Below are 20625 nucleotides of genomic sequence, written 5' to 3' on the forward strand. Positions count from 1 at the left end.
GGAATACGCCGATGCCGGCTCGTCGGGCGTACACGCTCAACTGCTTCCGACCGCAGTTGAACACGCCGGTGCGCCGCCGATGATCTGCTGGCGGTCGACGGAGCCACGATCCGAAGGGCGGCGTCGTCGGCGCGCGGGTGACTGTCACCCGCGCGCCGACGGCCCGCTCGTTCGATCAGTCGGTACGGCCCCGCATCGGACGCAGCGCCGGCCGGGCCGGAGCAGCGGCGGCCGCACCCATCCGCCCGGCCAACCCGGCCGGGGTGGGCGACTCGAACAACTCCCGGATGCCCACCTCGACCCCGAGCCGGTCCCGGATCCGGCCGATGACGTCGATCGCCAACAGTGAGTGGCCGCCCAGCTCGAAGAAGTCGTCGTCGGCGGTGACCCGGTCCAGGCCCAGCGCGGCGGCGAACACCGCACAGATCGCCTCCTCCTCAGGCGTCGCCGGTGGCCGGCCCAGACCGGCTCGGGCCACGTGATCGGGTGCCGGCAGCGCCTGCCGGTCCAGCTTGCCGTTGGGGGTCAGCGGAATCGCGTCCACCAGCACGACGGCGGACGGCACCATGTACTCCGGCAGGGTGGCCGCCACCGTGGCCCGAACCTCACGGGACAGCCCGCCGCGGTCGGCCCCGTCGGCCGCCACCACGTAACCGACCAGACGCCGGTCGCCGGCCGTGTCCTCGCGCAACGTCGCAACGGCCCGTCCCACGCCCGGGTGCGCGGCCAGCGCCGCCTGAACCTCGCCCAGCTCGATCCGGAACCCCCGCAGCTTCACCTGGTCGTCGGTTCGGCCGAGGAACACCAACTCCCCGTCGGCGGTCCACCGCACCAGGTCGCCGGTGCGGTACATCCGCTCCCCGGCCACGCCGTACGGGCAGGCCACGAAGCGCTCCGCGGTGAGCCCCCGGCGGCGCACGTAGCCGCGGGCGAGCTGGTCGCCGGCGACGTAGAGTTCGCCGGCCACTCCCGGGGGCACCGGTGCCAACGCACGGTCCAGGACGAAGGCCCGGCTGTTGGCCAATGGTCCGCCGAACGGCACGGTGGCACCGCTACCGGCGCGGTCCGGATCGACAAGCCCGGCCGCGACGATGACCGTCGCCTCGGTCGGCCCGTACGCGTGGGTCAGCCGTCGGCCCCGAGCCCAGGTCGTCAGCAGGGACGGCTCGATGCTCTCCGAGCCGACCACCATCGACTCCACTCCGACCAGGTCGTGCGGTGACAGGACACCGAGCAGGGACGGCACCACGCTGGCCGACCGGACGCCGGTCCGTCGGACCAGCTCGCGCAGCAGCGCCGGCTCGGCGCGTTGGGCCGCGGTGGCGACCACGAGCGTGCCACCGCAGGCAAGCGTGACCGCCAGGTCGAGCACGGAGGCGTCGAAGCTGAACGACGCGAACTGCAGCACCGGAGTCCCCGGGGCCACCCGCAGCACCGACCGGAATACCTCCACCAGGTTGCTCAGGCCGCCGTGTGGCACCGCGACGCCCTTCGGCCGCCCGGTGGAGCCGGAGGTGTAGATGACGTAGGCGGCGTGGGCCGGCGACAGCACCGGGGCAACGGGGGCGGCCCCGGCGTCCGACGTCGGCGCGTCGAGCAGGATGCGCACGACCCCGTCCGGCAACAGCTCGGCGTGCGCCTGATCGGTCACGATCACGGCCGGCACCGCGTCGTCGATCAGGTACGCGATGCGCTCGGCCGGCTGCTCCGGGTCGATCGGCAGGTAAGCGGCGCCCGCCTGCCAGGCCGCCACGATCGCGACGACCATGTCCACGCCGCGCGGCAGGCACAGACCCACGATGGTCTCCGGGCCGGCGCCCGCGTCGCGCAGTGTCCGGGCCAGTCGCCGCGCGCGGGCGTCCAGTTCGGCGTAGCTGAGTGCCGTGTCGTCGTACCGCACCGCCACCGCGTCGGGACTCTCGACGGTCCGGGCGGCGATCAGGTCCGGCACCAGCGTGCCGGGCACCGGGCGGCCGGTGTCGTTCCACCGAGCCAGGACCAGTTCCCGCTCGGCCGGGTCGAATACGTCGACCGAGCCGACCCGCACCGCCGGGTCGGCGGTCACCGCTTCCACCGTCCGGACGAAGCGCCTGGCCAACTGATTGACCGTTTCCGCTTCGAACAGGTCGGCGGCGGCGATGAGCACCCCGTCCAGTCCGGCCGGCGCGCCCGACGCGTCGAAGGACTCGGCGACGATCACCTCCAGGTCGAACTTGGCGACCGACAGCTCTGCCGGCACCTCCTCGATCCGCAGGTCAGGCAGGTCCATGACCGCGGCGGCGTTGTTCTGCAGGGTCAGCATGACCTGGAACAGCGGGTGCCGGGCCAACGATCGAGTCGGCGCCAGCTCCTCGACCAGCCGCTCGAACGGCACATCCTGGTTCGCCAGACCGGCCAGGCCGGCGTCCCGTACCCGGTTCAGCACCTCGTCGAACGCCGGGTCGCCGGACAGGTCGACCCGGGTGACGACGGTGTTGACGAAGAACCCGACCAGGTCGTCGAGGGCCAGATCGGTGCGTCCGGCGCTTGTGGAACCGATCGGCACGTCGGTGCCGGCACCCACTCGGGACAGCAACACGGCGAGGGCCGCCTGCAACGCCATGAACACCGTCGCCCCCTCGGCGCGCGTCACCTCGCGCAGCCGGGCGTGCAGGGCGGCCGGCAGGTGCACCGGCACCTCGTGGCCTTGGTGCGAGGCGACGGCGGGGCGGGGCCGGTCGGTGGGCAGGGACAGCTCCTGCGGCACGCCGTCGAGTGCCGACCGCCAGTACCCGACCTGCCGGGACAGCAGACTGTCCGGATCGTCGTCGGCGCCGAGTAGCTCACGCTGCCAGAGGGCGTAGTCGGTGTACTGGACCGGCAGCGGCAACCAGTCCGGCGACCGGCCCGCCACGCGGGCCCCGTACGCGGCCGACAGGTCCCGGGCGAGCGGGCCCCGCGACCAGCCGTCACCGGCGATGTGGTGCAGCACCAAGACGAGGACGTGATCGTACGGTCCGATGGTCAGCAGCGACGCGCGCACCGGCGGCTCGACCGCGAGGTCGAACGGCCGCCCGGCGACAGCAGCCACGGCGGCCGGCAGCTCTGCGGCGGGCACCGCCGCCGTGGCCAACTCCCAGTCCATGTCAGCCAGATCGAGAATCCGCTGGTACGGCTCACCATCGGCGGTCGGGAACACGGTCCGCAGCGCCTCGTGCCGGCCGATCAGATCGCGCAGCGCCCCGTCGAGCGCCGGCACGTCCACCCGACCGGTGAGCCGCACCGCGATCGGCATGTTGTACGTCGCGCCGGGCCCTTCGAGCTGGTCGATGAACCAGAGCCGGCGCTGGGCGTACGACAGCGGCACCCGTGGTGGCCGGGGCCGGGCGGTCAGCGACAGTCGTGCGGCGCTGGCACCGGCCAGCCGCGCGGCCAGACCAGCGGGCGTGGGCGCTTCGAACAGGACGCGGATCTCCACCTCAACCCCGAGCATCGCCCGCAGCCGGCTGACCAGCCGCACGGCCAGCAGCGACTGACCGCCGAGCGCGAAGAAGTCGTCGTCCGCCCCGACCCGGTCGACGCCGAGCAACTCGGCGAACGCCGCGCAGATCAACTCCTCGCGTAGGTCGGCCGGAGCCCGTCCGACGGAACCGCGCAGGTCCGGCGCCGGCAGCGCCCGGCGGTCCAACTTGCCGTTCGAGGTCAGCGGCAACGCGTCCAGCAGCACCAGCGCCGACGGGACCATGTAGTCCGGCAGCCGCTGCGCCGCCAGGCCGCGGATCAGGCCCGGCAGCTCCTCCGCCGCCTCCGGATCGGTTGGCACCAGGTAGCCGACCAGCCGCTTGTCACCAGGGCGGTCCTCGCGGACCACGACCGCGGCCTGCGCCACACCGGGATGGGCGGAGAGCACGGCGGCGATCTCGCCGGGTTCGATGCGGAAGCCGTGAATCTTGACCTGGTCGTCGGCGCGGCCGGCGAACACCAGTTCGCCGTCGGCCGTCCACCGGGCCCGGTCGCCGGTGCGGTACATCCGCTCGCCAGCGGCACCGTGCGGGCAGGCCACGAACCGTTCGGCGGTGAGGCCCGCCCGCCCGACGTAGCCGCGAGCCAGCCCCGCACCCGCCACGTACAGCTCACCTGCCACTCCGACGGGGACCGGGGTGAGCCGCTCATCGAGGATGAACGCCCTGCTGTTCAGCACGGGGGTGCCGATGGCCACCTCCCGGGCGTCCGGCGCGAACCGCCACAGGGTGGCGTCCACTGTGGTCTCGGTCGGGCCGTACGAGTTGAACATCCGCCGTCCCGGCGCCCAGCGCCGAAGCACGTCGAGCGGGCACGCCTCACCAGCCACCACCAGCACCACGTCGGAGGCGATGGAGGTTTCGTCGAGCGTGGCCAGCACCGCCGGCGGAAGGGTCACGTGCGTCACCCGTCGCTCGGCGAGGAACGTCGGCAGCGCCGTCCCGAGCCGGTGTTCGGCCGGGATCACCACGAGGGCGGCGCCGGTCAGCAGCGCCATCATCCACTCCCAGCCGAACGTGTCGAAGCTGGCCGAGGCGAACTGGCCCACCCGGCAGCCCGCGCCGACGCCGAGGTAGTTGACGTGCCCGGCGACCAGGCTCGGCACTCCGGCGTGTGACACCAGGACACCCTTGGGCCTGCCGGTCGACCCCGAGGTGTAGATGACGTACGCCGGGTGATCCGCTCGGGCCCGCTCCCCCAGCCGCAGCGTGGTCGGTTCCCAGGCCGCCAGCTCAGCGGTCAGCTCGGGGCCGTCGGTGACCAGCACCGGCACGGTCGCCACGTCGGCCAGGACACCGGCGGTAGCGGTGGTGGCCAGCAGCACCGGCGGCTGCGCGTCGTGCAGCATGTACGCGATCCGCTCGACCGGGTAGTCCGGATCGACGGGCAGGTACGCGCCACCGGCCTTGAGCACACCGAGCAGGGCCACGGTCAGCGCGACACCGCGCGGCATGCAGACCGCGACCAACGACTCCGGGCCGACTCCACGCGCGGCCAGGGAGCGCGCCAGCCGTTCGGCCCGCGCGTCGAGTTCGACGTACGTCAGCTCGCCGTCGTCGGCCACGACGGCCGGGGCGTCCGGTGCCCGGCGGACCTGCCGCTCGAACAACTCGGGGATCGTCGCATCTGGCACCTCGACGGCGGTGTCGTTCCACTCCCGGAGGAGACGCTCGTGATCGCGCTCGTCGAAGACGTCCACCCCCTCCAGCGGTCCGTCCAAGCCCTCCTTGAGGGTGGCGTCGAGGGTGTCGACGAGATTCTGCGTCGTAGCCTGCAGCAGCCCGCTGACCAGCTCCGCGTCGATCGGCGCGACAGCGTCGATGGCCAGCGCGAGCTGATCACCGTCGTCCTCGACCACCACCGACAGCGGGTAGTTGGTCGGCTCCTCGGAGTGCACCATCCGGATCCCGGCCATCGCCTCGTCCTCGGGGTCCACCGTGGCGTTGTGCCGGTAGTTGAAGATCGACGTGAACAGCGGCAGGTCGGCGGCGACCGCGCTGGCCCGCTGCGCCACCGCCAGCGGGGCGTGCTCGTGCTCCATCAGCTCGGCCAGTTGGTCACGCATCGCGGTGACCGCGGCGGACGCGCCCTGGTGGTCGATCCGCACCCGCACCGGCAGCATGTTCATGAAGGGGCCGGGCACCCGGTCGGAGCCGGCGCCGGCGTTCATCCGGCCGAACAGCACCGTCGCGAACACCACGTCGTACCGGCCGGACAGGGCGGCGAGCACCCGGGCCCAGGCCACGTGCAGGAGTGTCGCCGGGCTGGCGCCGAGGTGCCGGGAGACGTCCCGGACCTGGCTCGACAACGCGGGTGGGAACTCGTGGACGACACGCGTCACGCCACTGCCACTGCCGAGCACGTCGGTCACCCCGAACGGCGCGGTGGGCTCGTCCACGTCGCCGAGCAGGGCGGTGAAGTAGCGCTCGTGCTGCTCCTCAGCCGCGCTGTAGCGGGTCTTTGCGACGAAGTCACGGAACGGCAGGGCTGGCGGCAGATCGTTGCCATGACCGGTGAGGATCGTCTTCAGCTCCGCCAGGGCCACATCCATGCCGGTGTGGTCCTCGACCATGTGATGGACGCGGATCAGAGCGAGCCAACGCTCGCTGCCCGGGATCTGGGCCACGCCGAGGTCCAGCAGTGGCGCTCGGCCCAGTGGCATGGCCATCCCGGTTGCGGTGATCAGCTCGGCCACCAGGTCGTCGACACCGGACGGTAGGACAACGTCGGTGACCGGTAGCACGGCGTGCCGCCACACCACCTGGACGGGCTCGGTGAGTCCCTCCCACGCGATCGACGTGCGGTAGATGTCGTGCCGGTCGATGACCTTCTGCAGCGCGGTGATGAAGTCGTCGAGCCGGGATCGGGAGTCCAGCTCCAGCACCATTGGCCGGATGTACGCTTCGTCGCCGCCTTCGGCCAACAGATGGTGGAAGAGAATGCCCTCCTGTAGCGGGGCGAGGGGATAGATGTCGGCGATGTTCGCCGCCCCACCATCCACCGACGCCGCGATGCGGTCGATCTGCTCCTGCGTCAGGTCCACCAACGGCAACATGCCCGGAGTGATCACCGACGCGTCCGCCGGAATCAGATTCGCCGGCACCTCGAAGGTGTCCACACCACCCGTGGCCGCCAACGCCGCCGGAGTCGGCGTCTGGAAGAACGCCCGCACCGGCACCGACACACCCCGCCGCCGCAACCACTCCACCAACCGCACCACCAACAACGAATGCCCACCCAACGCAAAGAAATCGTCATCCACCCCCACCGCCGCGAGCCCAAGCACCTCAGCGAACCCCGCACACAACAACTCCTCCCGCGCATTCACCGCAGCACGCCCCGCACCGGCCTCGAACTCCGGCGCCGGAAGAGCCCGACGATCAAGCTTCCCGCTACTGGTCAACGGCAACTCATCCAAAACAACCACCGCCGCCGGAACCATGTACTGCGGCAACCGCCGCCCCACAAACTCCCGCACCCCACTGCCATCACCACCGACGACATAGGCGACCAGCCGATCACCACGCACCACCACCGCAGCCTGGGTAACCTCCGGATGCCCGACCACGGCGGCCTGCACCTCACCCAACTCGATCCGCACACCCCGCAACTTCACCTGATCATCAGTACGACCCAGGTAATCCAACTCCCCGCCCGCAGTCCAGCGCACCAGATCACCGGTCCGATACAACCGCTCACCCGACTCATACGGGTTGGCCACGAACCGCTCCCCGGTCAACCCCGCCCGACCCACATACCCCCGCGCCAACTGCACACCAGCCAAATACAACTCACCCGCCGCCCCCACCGGCACCGGCTGCATCGCGCTGTCCAACACATAGGCACGGGTATTCGCCACCGGCGACCCGATCGTCACCGGTGCACCCACCTCACACCGGGCCGCGGTGACATCCACCGACGCCTCCGTCGGCCCATACAGGTTGTGCAGTTCGGTGTCCGGCAACACCGTCAGAAGCTGGTCCTGCACCGACTCCGAAAGCACCTCACCCGAACACACCACCCGGGACAGTCCGGGACAGGACGCGGCCACCGGAAGGAACACCTCCAACATCGACGGCACAAAATGCGCCGTCGACACGTGTTCCTCACGGATCAGGTCGGCCAGATACGCCGGATCACGATGACCACCCGGACGGGCCACCACCACCGTCCCACCCACCACCAACGGCCAGAAGAACTCCCACACCGACACGTCAAACGTAAACGGCGTCTTCTGCACCACCCGCTCACCCACCACCAACCCAAACCGGTCCTGCATCCACCGCAACCGATTCACCACACCCCCATGCGACACCACCACACCCTTCGGCCGACCCGTCGACCCCGACGTAAACAACACATACGCCGCACCACCCGAGGACACCTCAACCGACCCCACATCCGGACCGTCCAACCCCACCACCGACTCCAACACGACGAGGGCACCCGCGTCGCGCACCAACACCTCCACCCGCGCCTGCGGAAACTCCGGATCAACCGGCAAATACGCACCACCAGCCTTCAACACCCCCAACAACGCCACCACCAGGTCGAGCCCACGGGGCAAACACACCCCCACCACCGACTCCGGCCCCACCCCCACCGACCCCAAATACCTCGCCACCGCACCAGCCCGCACATCCAACTCCCGATACGACACCGACACACCCTCAAACACCACCGCCACCGCATCCGGCGTAGCCGCCACCTGACGGGCGAACAACGACACAATGGTGTCGTCCACCGGATACGACACCGCCGTGTCATTCCAACCGGACAACACCCGCGAACGCTCCTCCGCGTCCAGCAGGTCGATGGCGCTCACTCGCTGCCCGGCATCGTCCGTCAGCAGTTCGAGCATCCGGACGAAACGACGCAGCAGTTGGACAACGCTTGTGGGCTTGAAAAGGTCAGCCGACGCGATCAGTTCTCCGGTCAGGCCGGCCGGTACGCCCGCGTCGTCGAAGGTCTCGGCGAGGCTGAACTCCAGGTCGAACTTCGCCACGGCGCTCCGCACCGAGTACTCCTCGGTCCGCAGGCCCGGCAGGTCCAGCGTCGCGACGGCGTTGTTCTGTAGCGTCAACATCGTCTGGAACAGCGGGTGGCGGGCCAGCGACCGGATCGGAGCAAGCTCCTCGACCAGCCTCTCGAACGGCACGTCCTGGTTACCGAGACCGGCCAGCGTGCTCTCCCGGAGCTGGGCCAGCACCTCGCGCAGGGTCGGGTTGCCCGACAGGTCCGTGCGCAGCACCATCGTGTTGACGAAGAAGCCGACCAGGTCGTCCAGCGCCTCGTCGGTACGACCGGCGGTCGCCGTTCCGATCGGGATGTCGGTGCCCGCTCCGAGTCGGGACAGCAACACGGCGACAGCGGCCTGCAGCACCATCGAGACCGTCACACCCTCGGCCCGGGCCAGCTCGCGGAGCCGGGCGTGCAGGACGGCGGGCACCTCGACGGTGGCGCAGTGGCCCCCGTGTCCGGACACCGCCGGTCGGGCGTGGTCGTACGGCAGGGCCAGCTCTTCCGGAGCGCCGGCCAGCGCGTCCCGCCAGTAGGCGACCTGGGTGGACAGCAGGCTGCCCGGGTCCTGCTCGTCGCCGAGCAGCTCGCGCTGCCACAGCGCGTAGTCGGCGTACTGGACCGGCAGCGGCTGCCAGGTCGGGGCGTGCCCGGCACACCGAGCGGCGTACGCGACCGACAGGTCGTGGGCGAGCCGGCCGATCGACCAGCCGTCACTGGCGATGTGGTGCGTCACGAGAAGCAGCACGTGCTCGTCGGAGGCGGTCGAGAACAGCCGGGCCCGGACCGGCACCTCGTGGGCGAGGTCGAAGGGTTGTCCGGCCAGCTCGGCGATCGCCTCGTCCAGCGCCTCCGGGCCTACCTCGACGGCGCTCAGTCGCCAGTCGAGGTCGTCCAGCGCGATGACCCGCTGGCCGGTCTCACCGTCGACGGTGTCGAAGACGGTGCGCAGGATCTCGTGCCGGCCGAGGACGTCACGCAAGGCGGCGTCGAGCGCGGTGACGTCGACCTGTCCGGACAGCCGCAGCGGCTCGGGCAGGTTGTAGGTCGCGTTGGGGCCTTCCAGCCGGTCGAGGAACCAGAGTCGGCGCTGGGCGAAGGAGAGTGGTGCCCGCTCGGCACGGGCGGCGGCGGTCAGCGGCAGACGGGCCGGGCCGGCCTCGGTCAGCCGGGCGACGAACGCGCGGGGGGTCGGCGCGTCGAAGAGGGCCCGCAGCGTCACCTCGGCGCCGAGGACGTTGCGCAGCCGACCGAGCAGGCGTACGGCAAGCAGCGAGTGTCCGCCGAGCGCGAAGAAGTCGTCGTCGACACCGACCGCCGGCAGGCCGAGCATCTCGGCGAAGACGCCGCACAGCAACTCCTGCCGGGGATCGGCCACGGCCCCGCCGACGCCGCTTCGGGCAGCGAAGTCGGGGGCGGGCAACGCCCGCTCGTCGAGCTTGCCGTTGACCGTCACCGGCAGGTCGTCGAGGACCACGACCGCCGCCGGGACCATGTGCCCGGGCAGCCGCTCGGCGACGAACCTCCGGACCCGCTCCGGCAGCTCGGCATCCCCGTCGTCGGCTACCACGTAGGCCACCAGCCGCCGGTCACCGGCCGCGTCGGTGTGTACCACCACCGCAGCCCGCACGATCTCCTGGTGGGCCACGACCGCGGCCTGCACCTCCCCCAACTCGATCCGGAAGCCGCGGATCTTGACCTGGCCGTCGGCTCGGCCCAGGAACTCCAACCGTCCTGCGGCGTCCCACCGCACCACGTCGCCCGTGCGGTACATCCGCTCGCCGATGCCACCGAACGGACACGCCACGAACCGGCTCCCCGACAGGCCCGGCTGCCCCAGGTAGCCGCGGGCCACCCCGACACCGGCGAGGTACAGCTCGCCGGCCACCCCGACCGGTACCGGTCGTAGCCCACCGTCGAGGACGTAGGCGCGGGTGTTGGCGATCGGCACACCCACCAGCGGTCCCGCGCTGTCACCGGTCGGCAGCCCCAGGGCGTCCACGCTGTATTCGGTGGGACCGTACAAGGGCACGAACCACATCCCCGTGGCGTCGCGCAGCTGCTCCCAGAGCCGGGATCCGACCGCCTCACCACCGAGCAGCAGGATGTCCGGCGGGGCGTCCAACAGGCCGTCGGCCACCAGCTGCTCGGCGTACGTCGGCGTCACGTCCATCACCCCGACGCCCCGCTCGGCCACGTATCGCACCATCGCCGAGGTGTCCCGCCGCACCTCGTCGGAGATCACGTGCAGCTCGTGGCCGGCGACCATCCACAGCAGACCCTCCCAGGACGTGTCGAAGGACAACGATGCGGTCAACGCGAACCGCAGTCGGTGGCCCTCGACGCCTGCCATCACCCCGGACCGGTGGAAGGCGTAGAGGTTGCGCAGCCCGCCGTGGGTCACCACCACGCCCTTCGGCCGGCCCGTCGAGCCCGACGTGTAGATCACGTACGCCACCGACTCCGGACCGACAGGTACCGAAGGGTCATCCGATGGCGCGCTCGCCCATTCGGCCTCGACAGCCGGATCGTCGAGCACCAGCACCGGCACACCGTCCGGGGCCAAGTCCGCGGTCTCCCGCACCGCCAGCACCACCGCCGGAGCCGCGTCGTTCACCATCAGGGCGATCCGCTCGGCCGGATACTCCTGGTCGAGCGGCAGATACCCCCCACCGGCCTTCAGCACCGCCAGGATCGCCACCAGCGCGTCCACCCCGCGTGGCAACAGCAGACCCACGAGCGACTCCAGGACGAGCCTGCGGTCGACCAGCAGCCGCGCAAGCCGGTTCGCCCGCCCGTCCAGCTCGGCGAAGCTCAGCGCGACACCGTCGCAGACCACCGCCGTCGCCTCCGGCGTGGCCGCGACCTGGGCCGCGAACACCTCTGGCAGCGACGTCCCCGCAACCGGCGTCGCCGTGTCATTCCAGTCGACGAGCATCCGGTGCCGCTCATCATCGGGCAGCACCTCCACGGCGGCCAGGGGGATGTCAGTCGCCGATTCGAGCGCGCCGATCAGCCCTTCGGTGGCGGTGTGCAGCAGCGCACCGACGGCGCTCGGGTCGATCGATCCGGCGGCGTCTACGGCGAAGGCGATCCGCTCAGCGTCGTCGTCGACCGAGACCGACAGCGGGAAGTTGTCGAACTCGCGGGACGAGACGACGGTGACGCCGTCGATACCGATCTCGGTGCCGGAGATGTTGTGCCGGTAGTTGAAGATCGTGGTGAACAGGGGCTGGTCGGCGGGAACACCGCTGACCCGCTGCGCGACGGCGAGCGGGGCGTGTTCGTGTTCGAGCAGCCCGGCGAGCTGGTCGCGCATCGCGGCAACAGCGGCCCGGGCGGTCAACCGGCGGGTGTCCAGGCGCACCGGCAGGGTGTTGATGAACGGGCCGGGCACCCGATCCGACCCGGAACCGGCATTCATCCGGCCGAACAGCACGGTGCCGAAGACGACGTCCTCCCGGCCGCTCAACACGGCGAGGGTCCGTGCCCAGGCCGTGTGCAGGATCGTCGCAGGGCTGGTGCCGAGCTCACGGGCGACCCGCCGCAGCCTTTCGGTCAGGGTCGGATCGAGTGGTTCCTCGGCCCGCCGCTGGTCGGTGCCGTCGCCGCGGACGTCCAGCACCCCGTACGCGGCGGTCGACTCGTCGACGTCGCCCAGCACAGCGGCGAAGTACCGCTCGTGCTCCTCCTCGGTGCCGCTGGCGCGGGCCTGGGCGACGAAGTCGCGAAACGGCAGCGGCCGGGGCAACTCGTCGGCCCGGCCGGACAGGATCGTGCGCACCTCGGAGAGCAGTACGTCGAGTCCGGTGTGGTCCTGCACGACGTGGTGAACCCGGATGAGGGCCAGCCACTGTCCGTCGGTGGTGGGGGCCACCGTGGCGTCCAGCAGCGGCGCGCGGCTCAGGTCGATGGTCCGCCCGGCGGCGGCCAGCAGGTCATCCGGTCCGGCCGCCACGACCTCGCATACGGGTAGGGTCGCGTGCCGCAGGACGACCTGCACCGGTTCCGGCAGTCCCGCCCAGGCCAGGCCGGTGCGGAAGATGTCGTGCCGGTCCACCACCTGCTGCAACGCGGCCAGGAAGTCGTCGAGCAGGCGTCGGTCGACGAAGCGCAGGATGGTGGGCAGGACGTAGGCGTCGGGCCCGTCGGCGGCCAGCAGGTGGTGGAAGAGCAGACCTTCCTGTAGGGGGGCGAGTGGGTAGACGTCGGCGATGTTGGCCGCGCCGCCGTCGACAGCGGCCACGATCCGGTCGACCTCGTCCTGGGTCAGCGACACCAGCGGCAGCATGTCCGGGGTGATCCGGGCGGCACCGACCGGAATCCGGTTCGCCGGCACCCGCGCCTGCCGGACACCCGTGGCAGCAGCCAGAGCAGCAGGCGTCGGAGTCTGGAAGAACGCCCGGACCGCCACCACGATCCCCCGCCGACGCAGCCACTCCACCAACCGCACCACCAACAACGAATGCCCACCCAGAGCGAAGAAATCATCGTCCACACCCACCGCGTCCACCCCCAGCAACGCCGCGAACCCCGCGCAGATCACCTCCTCCCGCGGGTTCGCCGGCGCCCGCCCCACCCCCGCCACCTGCAGCGGCGCGGGCAACCGCTCCCGATCCAACTTGCCATTCGTCGTCAACGGCAACGCGTCCATGACCATCACGACCGCCGGCACCATGTGTCCCGGCAACCGCCGAGCCGTCTCCTGTCGCACCACTGCCGGCAGGCCGGCGCGATCCACCCCGTCAGCCGGCACCACGTAGGCCAGCAGTCGCGCGTCACCCGGGGTGTCCTCGCGAACCACGACCGCTGCCTGTGCCACCGAACCCACCGTCGCGACGGCGGCCTCCACCTCACCCAGCTCGATCCGGAACCCCCGGATCTTCACCTGGTCGTCCGCCCGACCCAGGAACTCCAGCCGACCCGCACCGTTGAACCGGGCCAGGTCCCCACTGCGATACATCCGCACACCCGGCTCGAAGGGACAGGCCACGAACCGCTCGCCCGTCAGCCCGGCCCGACCCAGATAGCCCCGCGCCACCTGCCCGCCGGCGACGTAGACCTCGCCCGCGACCCCCGGCGGCACCGGCCGCAACCGGTCATCGAGCACGAACACCCGCAGCCCCGGCAACGCCCGACCCACCACACTGGCGACGCCACCCTCGGTCACCTGCTCGAAGGTGACGTGCACCGTGGTCTCGGTGATGCCGTACATGTTCACCATGCGCGGTGACCGGGCACCGTGGCGGGCGAACCAGCTCGCCAGCCGGCCAGGATTGAGGGCCTCGCCGCCGAACACGACCGCCCGCAACGCGCCGGTGTCCAACAGATCCATCACCTCGTAGAAGGCCGACGGCGTCTGACTGAGCACCGTCACCCGCTCCCGGGCCACCAACGTGGCGAACTCACCCGGCGACCGCGACACCTCGAACGGCACCACCACCACCCTGCCACCGTGCAGCAACGCCCCCCACAACTCCCACACCGAGAAGTCGAACGCCGCGGAGTGGAACCAGGACCACACATCAGTCGGCCCGAACCCACCGAAGGACTCCGCCGTGGCGGCGAACATTCCGATCACGTTGCCGTGGGTGACCGTCACACCCTTCGGTCGCCCAGTCGACCCCGAGGTGTAGATCACGTACAACGGGTGGTCCGGCCGCACCGCCACTGGCGCGGCGACCGGCAACCCGGCCAGCTTCGCCACGACCTCCCCGTCGTCGAGCATGATCATCGGCGCCGGGCAGTCACTCCACTGTCCGGCCGTCGCCGTCGTGGCCAGCACCACCACCGGCTCCGCGTCACGGATCGTGAACGCCACCCGCTCCGCCGGATAGCGCGGATCCACCGGTACGTACGCACCGCCAGCCCGCACCACAGCCAACATCGCCACCAGCAGGTCCGGACCCCGGTCCAGCACCAAGCCGACACGCGACTCCGGCCCAACCCCGTGCCCGATGAGCAGGCTCGCCAACCGACCCGCGCGCGCGTCCAACTCGCCGTAGGTCAGCTGCTCACCGTCGGCGACCACCGCGATCGCCGCCGGCGCCTCTGCCACCCGCGCCGCGAACAGGTCACCCACCGATGACTGCGGCACCGCCACCGGCTCCGGGTTCCACTCCACCAGAACCTGCCGGCGCTCGACATCGTCCAGCACGTCGACCGACGAGAGCCGCCGATCGACGTCCGCGACCAGCACACCGAGCACCCGGGCGAACCAGTCGGCGAGGCGCTGGGCGGTTGCCGCGTCGAACAGGTCGGCGGCGGCGATCAGCCGTCCGGACAGCCCGGCCGGAGCGCCGGTCTCATCGCGACGCTCCTCGACATTGAATTCGAGATCGAAGCGGGCCGCTGCCGGTCCGGTGGGAAACGGTCGGCCGACCGTGCCGGCCAGGACCGGGCCGTCCTCGGTGGTGTTCTTCAGGGTGAGCACGACCTGGGCCAGCGGGTGTCGGGATAGCGAACGCTCCGGCGCCAACTCCTCCACCAACCGCTCGAACGGCACATCCTGATGCTCAAACGCCGACAACCCCACCTCACGAACCCGCCCCAACAACTCCACAAACGACGGATCACCCGACACATCCGTCCGCAACACCAACGTATTCACAAAAAACCCCACCACCTCATCCAACGCCTCATCCACACGACCCGCCACCACCGTCCCCACCGGCACATCCACCCCCGCACCCAACCGCGACAACAACACCACCAACGCCCCCTGCAACACCATGAACACCGTCACACCCTCAACCCGCGCCACCTCCACCACCCGCGCATGCACCCCCGCCGACACCACCAACCCCACCCCACAACCCCCACGACCAGCCACCACCGGACGCACCCGATCCACCGGCAACCCCAACTCCTGCGGAACACCCGCCAACACCCCACGCCAAAACCCCACCTGCCGCGAACCCACACTCCCCACATCCGACTCCACACCCAACAACCCCCGCTGCCACACCGCAAAATCCGCATACTGCACCGGCAACGGCGACCACCCCGGCACCTGACCCACCCGACGAGCCGCGTACGCGGTGGCGATGTCGCGCGACATCGGGGCGACCGACCAGCCGTCGCTCGCGATGTGGTGCACGACGAGCACCAGAACGTGATCGGTGGGCGCGGTGGTGAACAACCAGGCCCGGATCGGCACCTCGGTGGCGAGGTCGAACGGGTACGCCGCCGCGGCGGCCACCGCGGCCTCGAGGTCCTCGGACGCGACGGCGCGAACAGCGAGTTCCCAGCGCAGCTCGTTCGGATCGAGGATCCGCTGGTACGGCTCTCCGTCGGCGGTGGGGAACACCGTGCGAAGCGCCTCGTGCCGGCCGATCACGTCGCGCAGTGCCGCGTCGAGGGCGACCGAATCCACCGGGCCGGACAGTTGCAGGGCGACGGGGCTGTTGTAGGTGGCGCCCGGCCCCTCCAGTTGCGCGACGAACCACAGCCGACGCTGGGCGTACGACAGCGGGATCGGATCGGGGCGGACACCGGCGCGCAGCGGCGGTCGTCCAGGGCCGCCACCGGCCAGCCGAGCGGCGAGAGTGGCCGGGGTGGGGGCGTCGAAGAGCTGCCGAATCTCCAGGTCGACGCCGAGGAGCGTCCGGATCCGACTGATCAGCCGGACGGCCAGCAGCGAGTGCCCTCCGAGGGCGAAGAAGTCCTCGTCGACTCCGACGGTGGGCAGTTCGAGCACGTCGGCGAAGGCGGCACAGAGGAGCTCCTCACGAGCATCGGCAGGTTCACGCCGGCCGATGCCACCCCCGCCGTAGTTCGGGGCCGGGAGCAGGGCACGGTCGAGCTTGCCGTTGGCGGTCAGCGGCAGGGTGGCCAGCGGCACCACGGCGGCCGGCACCATGTGCTCGGGCAGCCGGACGGCGGCGAACTTCCGGACCGCCGCCGGCAGATCGACGTCGCCCAGGTCGTCCGGGTCGTCCGGGACGACGTACGCCACCAGTCGCAGGTCGCCGGCGATGTCCTCGCGGGCCACCACGGCCGCGCGGTCGACCGACGGGTGGGCGGCGAGGACAGCCTCCACCTCGCCGGGTTCGATCCGGAAGCCGCGAATCTTGACCTGGTCGTCGGCGCGGCCGAGGAACTCCAGTTGGCCGTCCGTGGTCCACCGGGCCACGTCACCGGTGCGGTACATCCGCTGCGCGCTGCCGAACGGGCAGGCCACGAAGCGCTCGGCGGTCAGGCCGCGTCGTCCGACGTACCCCTGGGCGAGCTGTGCTCCGGCGATGTACAGCTCACCGGCGGCACCGACCGGCACCGGGCTGAGCGCGCCGTCGAGCACGTACATCCGGGTGTTGGCGATCGGTCGGCCTATCGGCACCGACGCGGCGACCGGGTCGCCGGCGGCGACCTCGTACACACAGCAGCCCACCACCGTCTCGGTGGGACCGTACTCGTTGACCACCACCGAGTCGGGGGCGCGGGCCAGCAGGGCACGCACGTCCGCGCCGGCCAGTGCCTCTCCGCCGACCACCCAGGTACGGGCGGCGCGGGCCACCTCGGTGTCGGTGAGGGCAGCGGTCAGCAGCGGCAGGTGCGCCGGCACCACCTTGGCCAGCCCGAAGCCGCCCGCGTCCCGGATCAGGTCGGTCAGGCCGTCGGCGCCGCCGGCCGGGCTGGCCCAGATCGTGCCGCCGGAGATCAGCGGCACGACCAGGCTGGTCACGGTCAGGTCGAACGCCAGCGAGGAGTGCAGCGGCGCACTGCCGCCGGTCTCGGCGGCACGGTACGCGCCGGCCGCCCAGAGCACGTAGTTGGCGAGACCACCGTGGGTCACGGCGACGCCCTTCGGCCGCCCGGTCGACCCCGAGGTGTAGATGATGTAGGCGAGCGCGTCACGAGCCGTCGGGACCGGCAGCGGATCCGCGACGCAGGCCGCCACCGACGCGGCGGTGCGGGGGTCGTCGACAGCGACCGCCCGGACCCGGGTGGCGGGCAGTTCGTCGAGCACGTCGCTGACACCGAGGACCAGCGCGGCACCGCTGTCGGCGACCATGAACGACACCCGGTTCGGGGGGTAGTCCGGGTCGATCGAGACGAAGGCCGCGCCGGCCTTCCAGACGGCCAGCATCGACTCCACCGCTGCCACGCCGCGCGGGAGGCACAGCGCGACCACCGACTCGACGCCGACGCCCTGGGCGACGAGGAACCGCGCCAGCCGGTTGGCCCGCGCGTCGAGATCGGCGTACGTCAGGCGCTCGTCGCCGCAGACCACCGCGACAGCGTCCGGGGAGGCTGCCGCCCGGGCGGCCACCAACTCGGGCACCAGGGCCTCGGGTAGCGCGACGGCGGTGTCGTTCCAGGTGTCGAGCAGCCGGATCCGCTCGTCGGCGTCGAGGACGTCGATGTGGGCGACCGGCTCGTCCGACTCGGCGCCGCGCAGCCAGTCCAGCACGGCGGTGAAGCGGCGGCAGACGTCCGCTTCGGCCAGGGACGGGTACGCCTCCCGGTTGACCTCGACGGTGACCTGGGTGCCCTCGGCTGAGGGGACGTCGAAGACATTGATGCGGACGCTGGGGACGGCGCCACTGGAGAGATTGAGCGCGGTGGTCGTGCAGCCGGCGATCTCGACCGGGAAGAGGAACGACACGAAGTTGAGTTCGAGGCCGAACAGGCCGTTGCTGTCCAGCAGTTTCAGGTCGCGCAGAATGTCCTCGTAGCGGTACCGCTGGCGGCGCAGCCCGTCGCGGACGGCCCGGGAGACCTGCCGGACCACGTCGCCGACCGGCATGTCGGGGCGGATCCGGCAGCGCACCGGCATCACGTTGGAGGTCATGCCGGGGATGGCGAGCGTCTGCCGGCCGTTGCGGCCACGCACGGGTACGCCGATCACCACGTCGTTCTCGCCGGTGGCCCGATGCCGGTACAGCGCCGCGGCCGTGATCATCAGGCCGCCCAGGCTGGTGCCGAGCCGGCGGGCGGCGGCCTTCAGTTCGACCGATGCCGCGCTGGGCAGGTTGTCGGTGTGGCGGGCGGCGGGGCCCGCGAGCCGCCGGCCCGACGCCACCTCGGCCCCGGCCGGCCGGGGCAGGTCGGCGAGGACGGCACGCCAGTACGCCCGATCGGCGGCGAACTCCTCGGAGGCCCGGTACTCGCGGTCGGCGTCCAGCAGGACGGTCACGGAGTCGGGGGCGCCCTCGGTCGGATCGGTACCGGCTCCGAGGGCGGCGTAGACGGTGGCGGTACGGCTGGCGATCAGGCCGCCGGCGTACCCGTCGGCGACGAGATGGTGCGCCCGCTGATACCAGAAGAAGCGGTCCTCGGCCAGCTTGATGAGCTGGAAGTTGCCCAGCGGCCCACCGTCGAGTTCGGGTGGCTGCGCCAGGTCCGCCCGCATCAGCCGGTCGGCGGCGGCCGGCGGGTCGACGTCGCCGCTGAGGTCGACGAAACCGGTGGGCGCCGGCCGGGCGTGGTCGACGTACTGTCGCGGGTCGCCGGCCACCGGTTGGAGGCGGATGGACAGCGTGTCGATCTCGCGGATCGCCCGCCCCATCGCCTCCACGAAGCGGGGAGCATCCAGCGGACCACGGATCTCGAGGTACTCCCCGACGTGGTAGACCGGGCTCTCGGGAGCGAACTGCTGGAGGTACCAGATGCCGAGCTGGCCAGCCATCAGTTCCCGGAGTTCACCCTCAGCTGCAGGCATCCGCACTCTCCCATCGCTCGACGAACGACCGGAACGGCGGGGCATGACGGCAATCTGGCTTCATCCGCTGCACCGTCTGGTCGTGACGTGGCACCACAACATCCGCCTCGCAGGGTGGGCCGCGAATCATGCTGCCGGTAGCCTTCCGCCGGCGCCAGATGACCAACAGCTGTTCAACTGCGTCGACTCGCCGGTTGAACCGGTATCGACGCCCCGCCACGGTGGTGGTGAGGTTTCGGCATGCCCGCCGAGTTGGAACCGCGCCCCACGATCAACCTGGTCGATCCCGACCTGTATCGCAACGGAGACCCATTCAGTCAGTGGCGGTGGCTGCGCGCACACGCGCCGGTCTATCGACACCCCGCGACCGAGCTGCCCGGTTTCTGGGCGCTGACCCGCTACGACGACGTACGAGCCGCCTACCGGGACCCGGAGACGTTCAGCTCCGCCAAGGGAATCCTGCTACGGCCGGCCGGACACGGGGAGGACCCTGGCGGGGGCCGGACGCTGGCGCTGACCGACCCGCCCCGGCACCGCCAGTTGCGCAACCTGGTCGACTCCTGGTTCGCGGTACGGGCGATGCGCAGCCTGGAACCGAAGCTAGAAAAGATCGCGCAGACGGTGGTCGATCGGGCGCTGGAGCTGGGCACCTGCGATTTCGTCACCGACATCGCCGGCCGGCTGCCGCTGTATGTCATCTGCGACATGATGGGCATACCGGAGGCCGACTGGGAGCTGCTCTACGGCCTCACCAGTCAGGCGTTCGGTGCCGGCGACGCGGGCAGCCAGCGGATCGCCCACCTGCAGATCATGTCCTACTTCGACGACCTGCGGATGGCCAAGGCGCGCAGGCCCGGTGAGGACTTGGTCAGCGTGCTGGCCACGGCGGAGATCGACGGTGAGCGACTACCTGCCGACGACGTGATCCTGAACTGCGACAACCTCCTGGTCGGCGGTACCGAGAACACCCGGATCGCGGCATCCGGCGGCATGCTGGCGTTGCTGGAGCACCCCGACCAGTGGGCGATGCTGGCCGCCGACCACGGCCTGCTGCCGTCCGCCGTCGACGAGGTCCTGCGGTGGACCTCCACGGCCACCCACATCGTGCGGACGGTCACTCGCCCGGTCGACATCCGGGGCACGACGCTGGCCGCGAACGATCTGGTGACCCTGTGGTTGCCGTCGGCCAACCGGGACGAGAGCGTGTTCGCCGACCCGGACCGTTTCGACGTCACCCGCAAGCCGAACCGGCACCTGGCGCTCGGTTTCGGCGAGCACTTCTGCGTGGGCAACGTGCTGGCCCGGGTCGAGCTACGGCTGCTCTACCAGGAGCTGATCAACCGGTCGGTGCGGATCGACCTGGCCGAGGAGCCCACGCTACTGCGCTCGATCGTGGTCAACGGCCCCGAGCGGATGCCCGTGCGTCTGCGTGGTTGAGCGCC

The 20625-nt window shown here is 71.1% G+C and carries 2 protein-coding genes; one reads left to right on the forward strand and one right to left on the reverse strand.

Features of this window, described 5'->3' with window-relative positions; all coding sequences use genetic code 11:
• Positions 1-175: 175 nt before the first annotated feature.
• On the reverse strand, positions 176-19183 hold the full coding sequence (locus tag ACQP1S_RS20855; protein WP_432898109.1) for a non-ribosomal peptide synthase/polyketide synthase: 19008 nt from the start codon (positions 19181-19183) through the stop codon (positions 176-178).
• Between the two features lie 240 nt (positions 19184-19423).
• On the opposite strand from ACQP1S_RS20855, the gene ACQP1S_RS20860 reads away from it, so the two are divergent.
• Complete coding sequence (locus tag ACQP1S_RS20860; protein WP_432898112.1) at positions 19424-20620, forward strand: cytochrome P450; 1197 nt, start codon at positions 19424-19426, stop codon at positions 20618-20620.
• Positions 20621-20625: the final 5 nt, after the last annotated feature.

It is taken from the genome of Micromonospora matsumotoense (genome assembly GCF_050951065.1).
In the GTDB taxonomy this organism is placed as follows: Bacteria; Actinomycetota; Actinomycetes; order Mycobacteriales; family Micromonosporaceae; genus Micromonospora; species Micromonospora matsumotoensis.

Bases quoted from the DNA above. Each gene is read 5' to 3' on its own strand.
- ACQP1S_RS20855 (WP_432898109.1), bottom strand. From the start codon at position 19,183: ATGCCTGCAGCTGAGGGTGAACTCCGGGAACTGATGGCTGGCCAGCTC.
- ACQP1S_RS20860 (WP_432898112.1), top strand. From the start codon at position 19,424: ATGCCCGCCGAGTTGGAACCGCGCCCCACGATCAACCTGGTCGATCCC.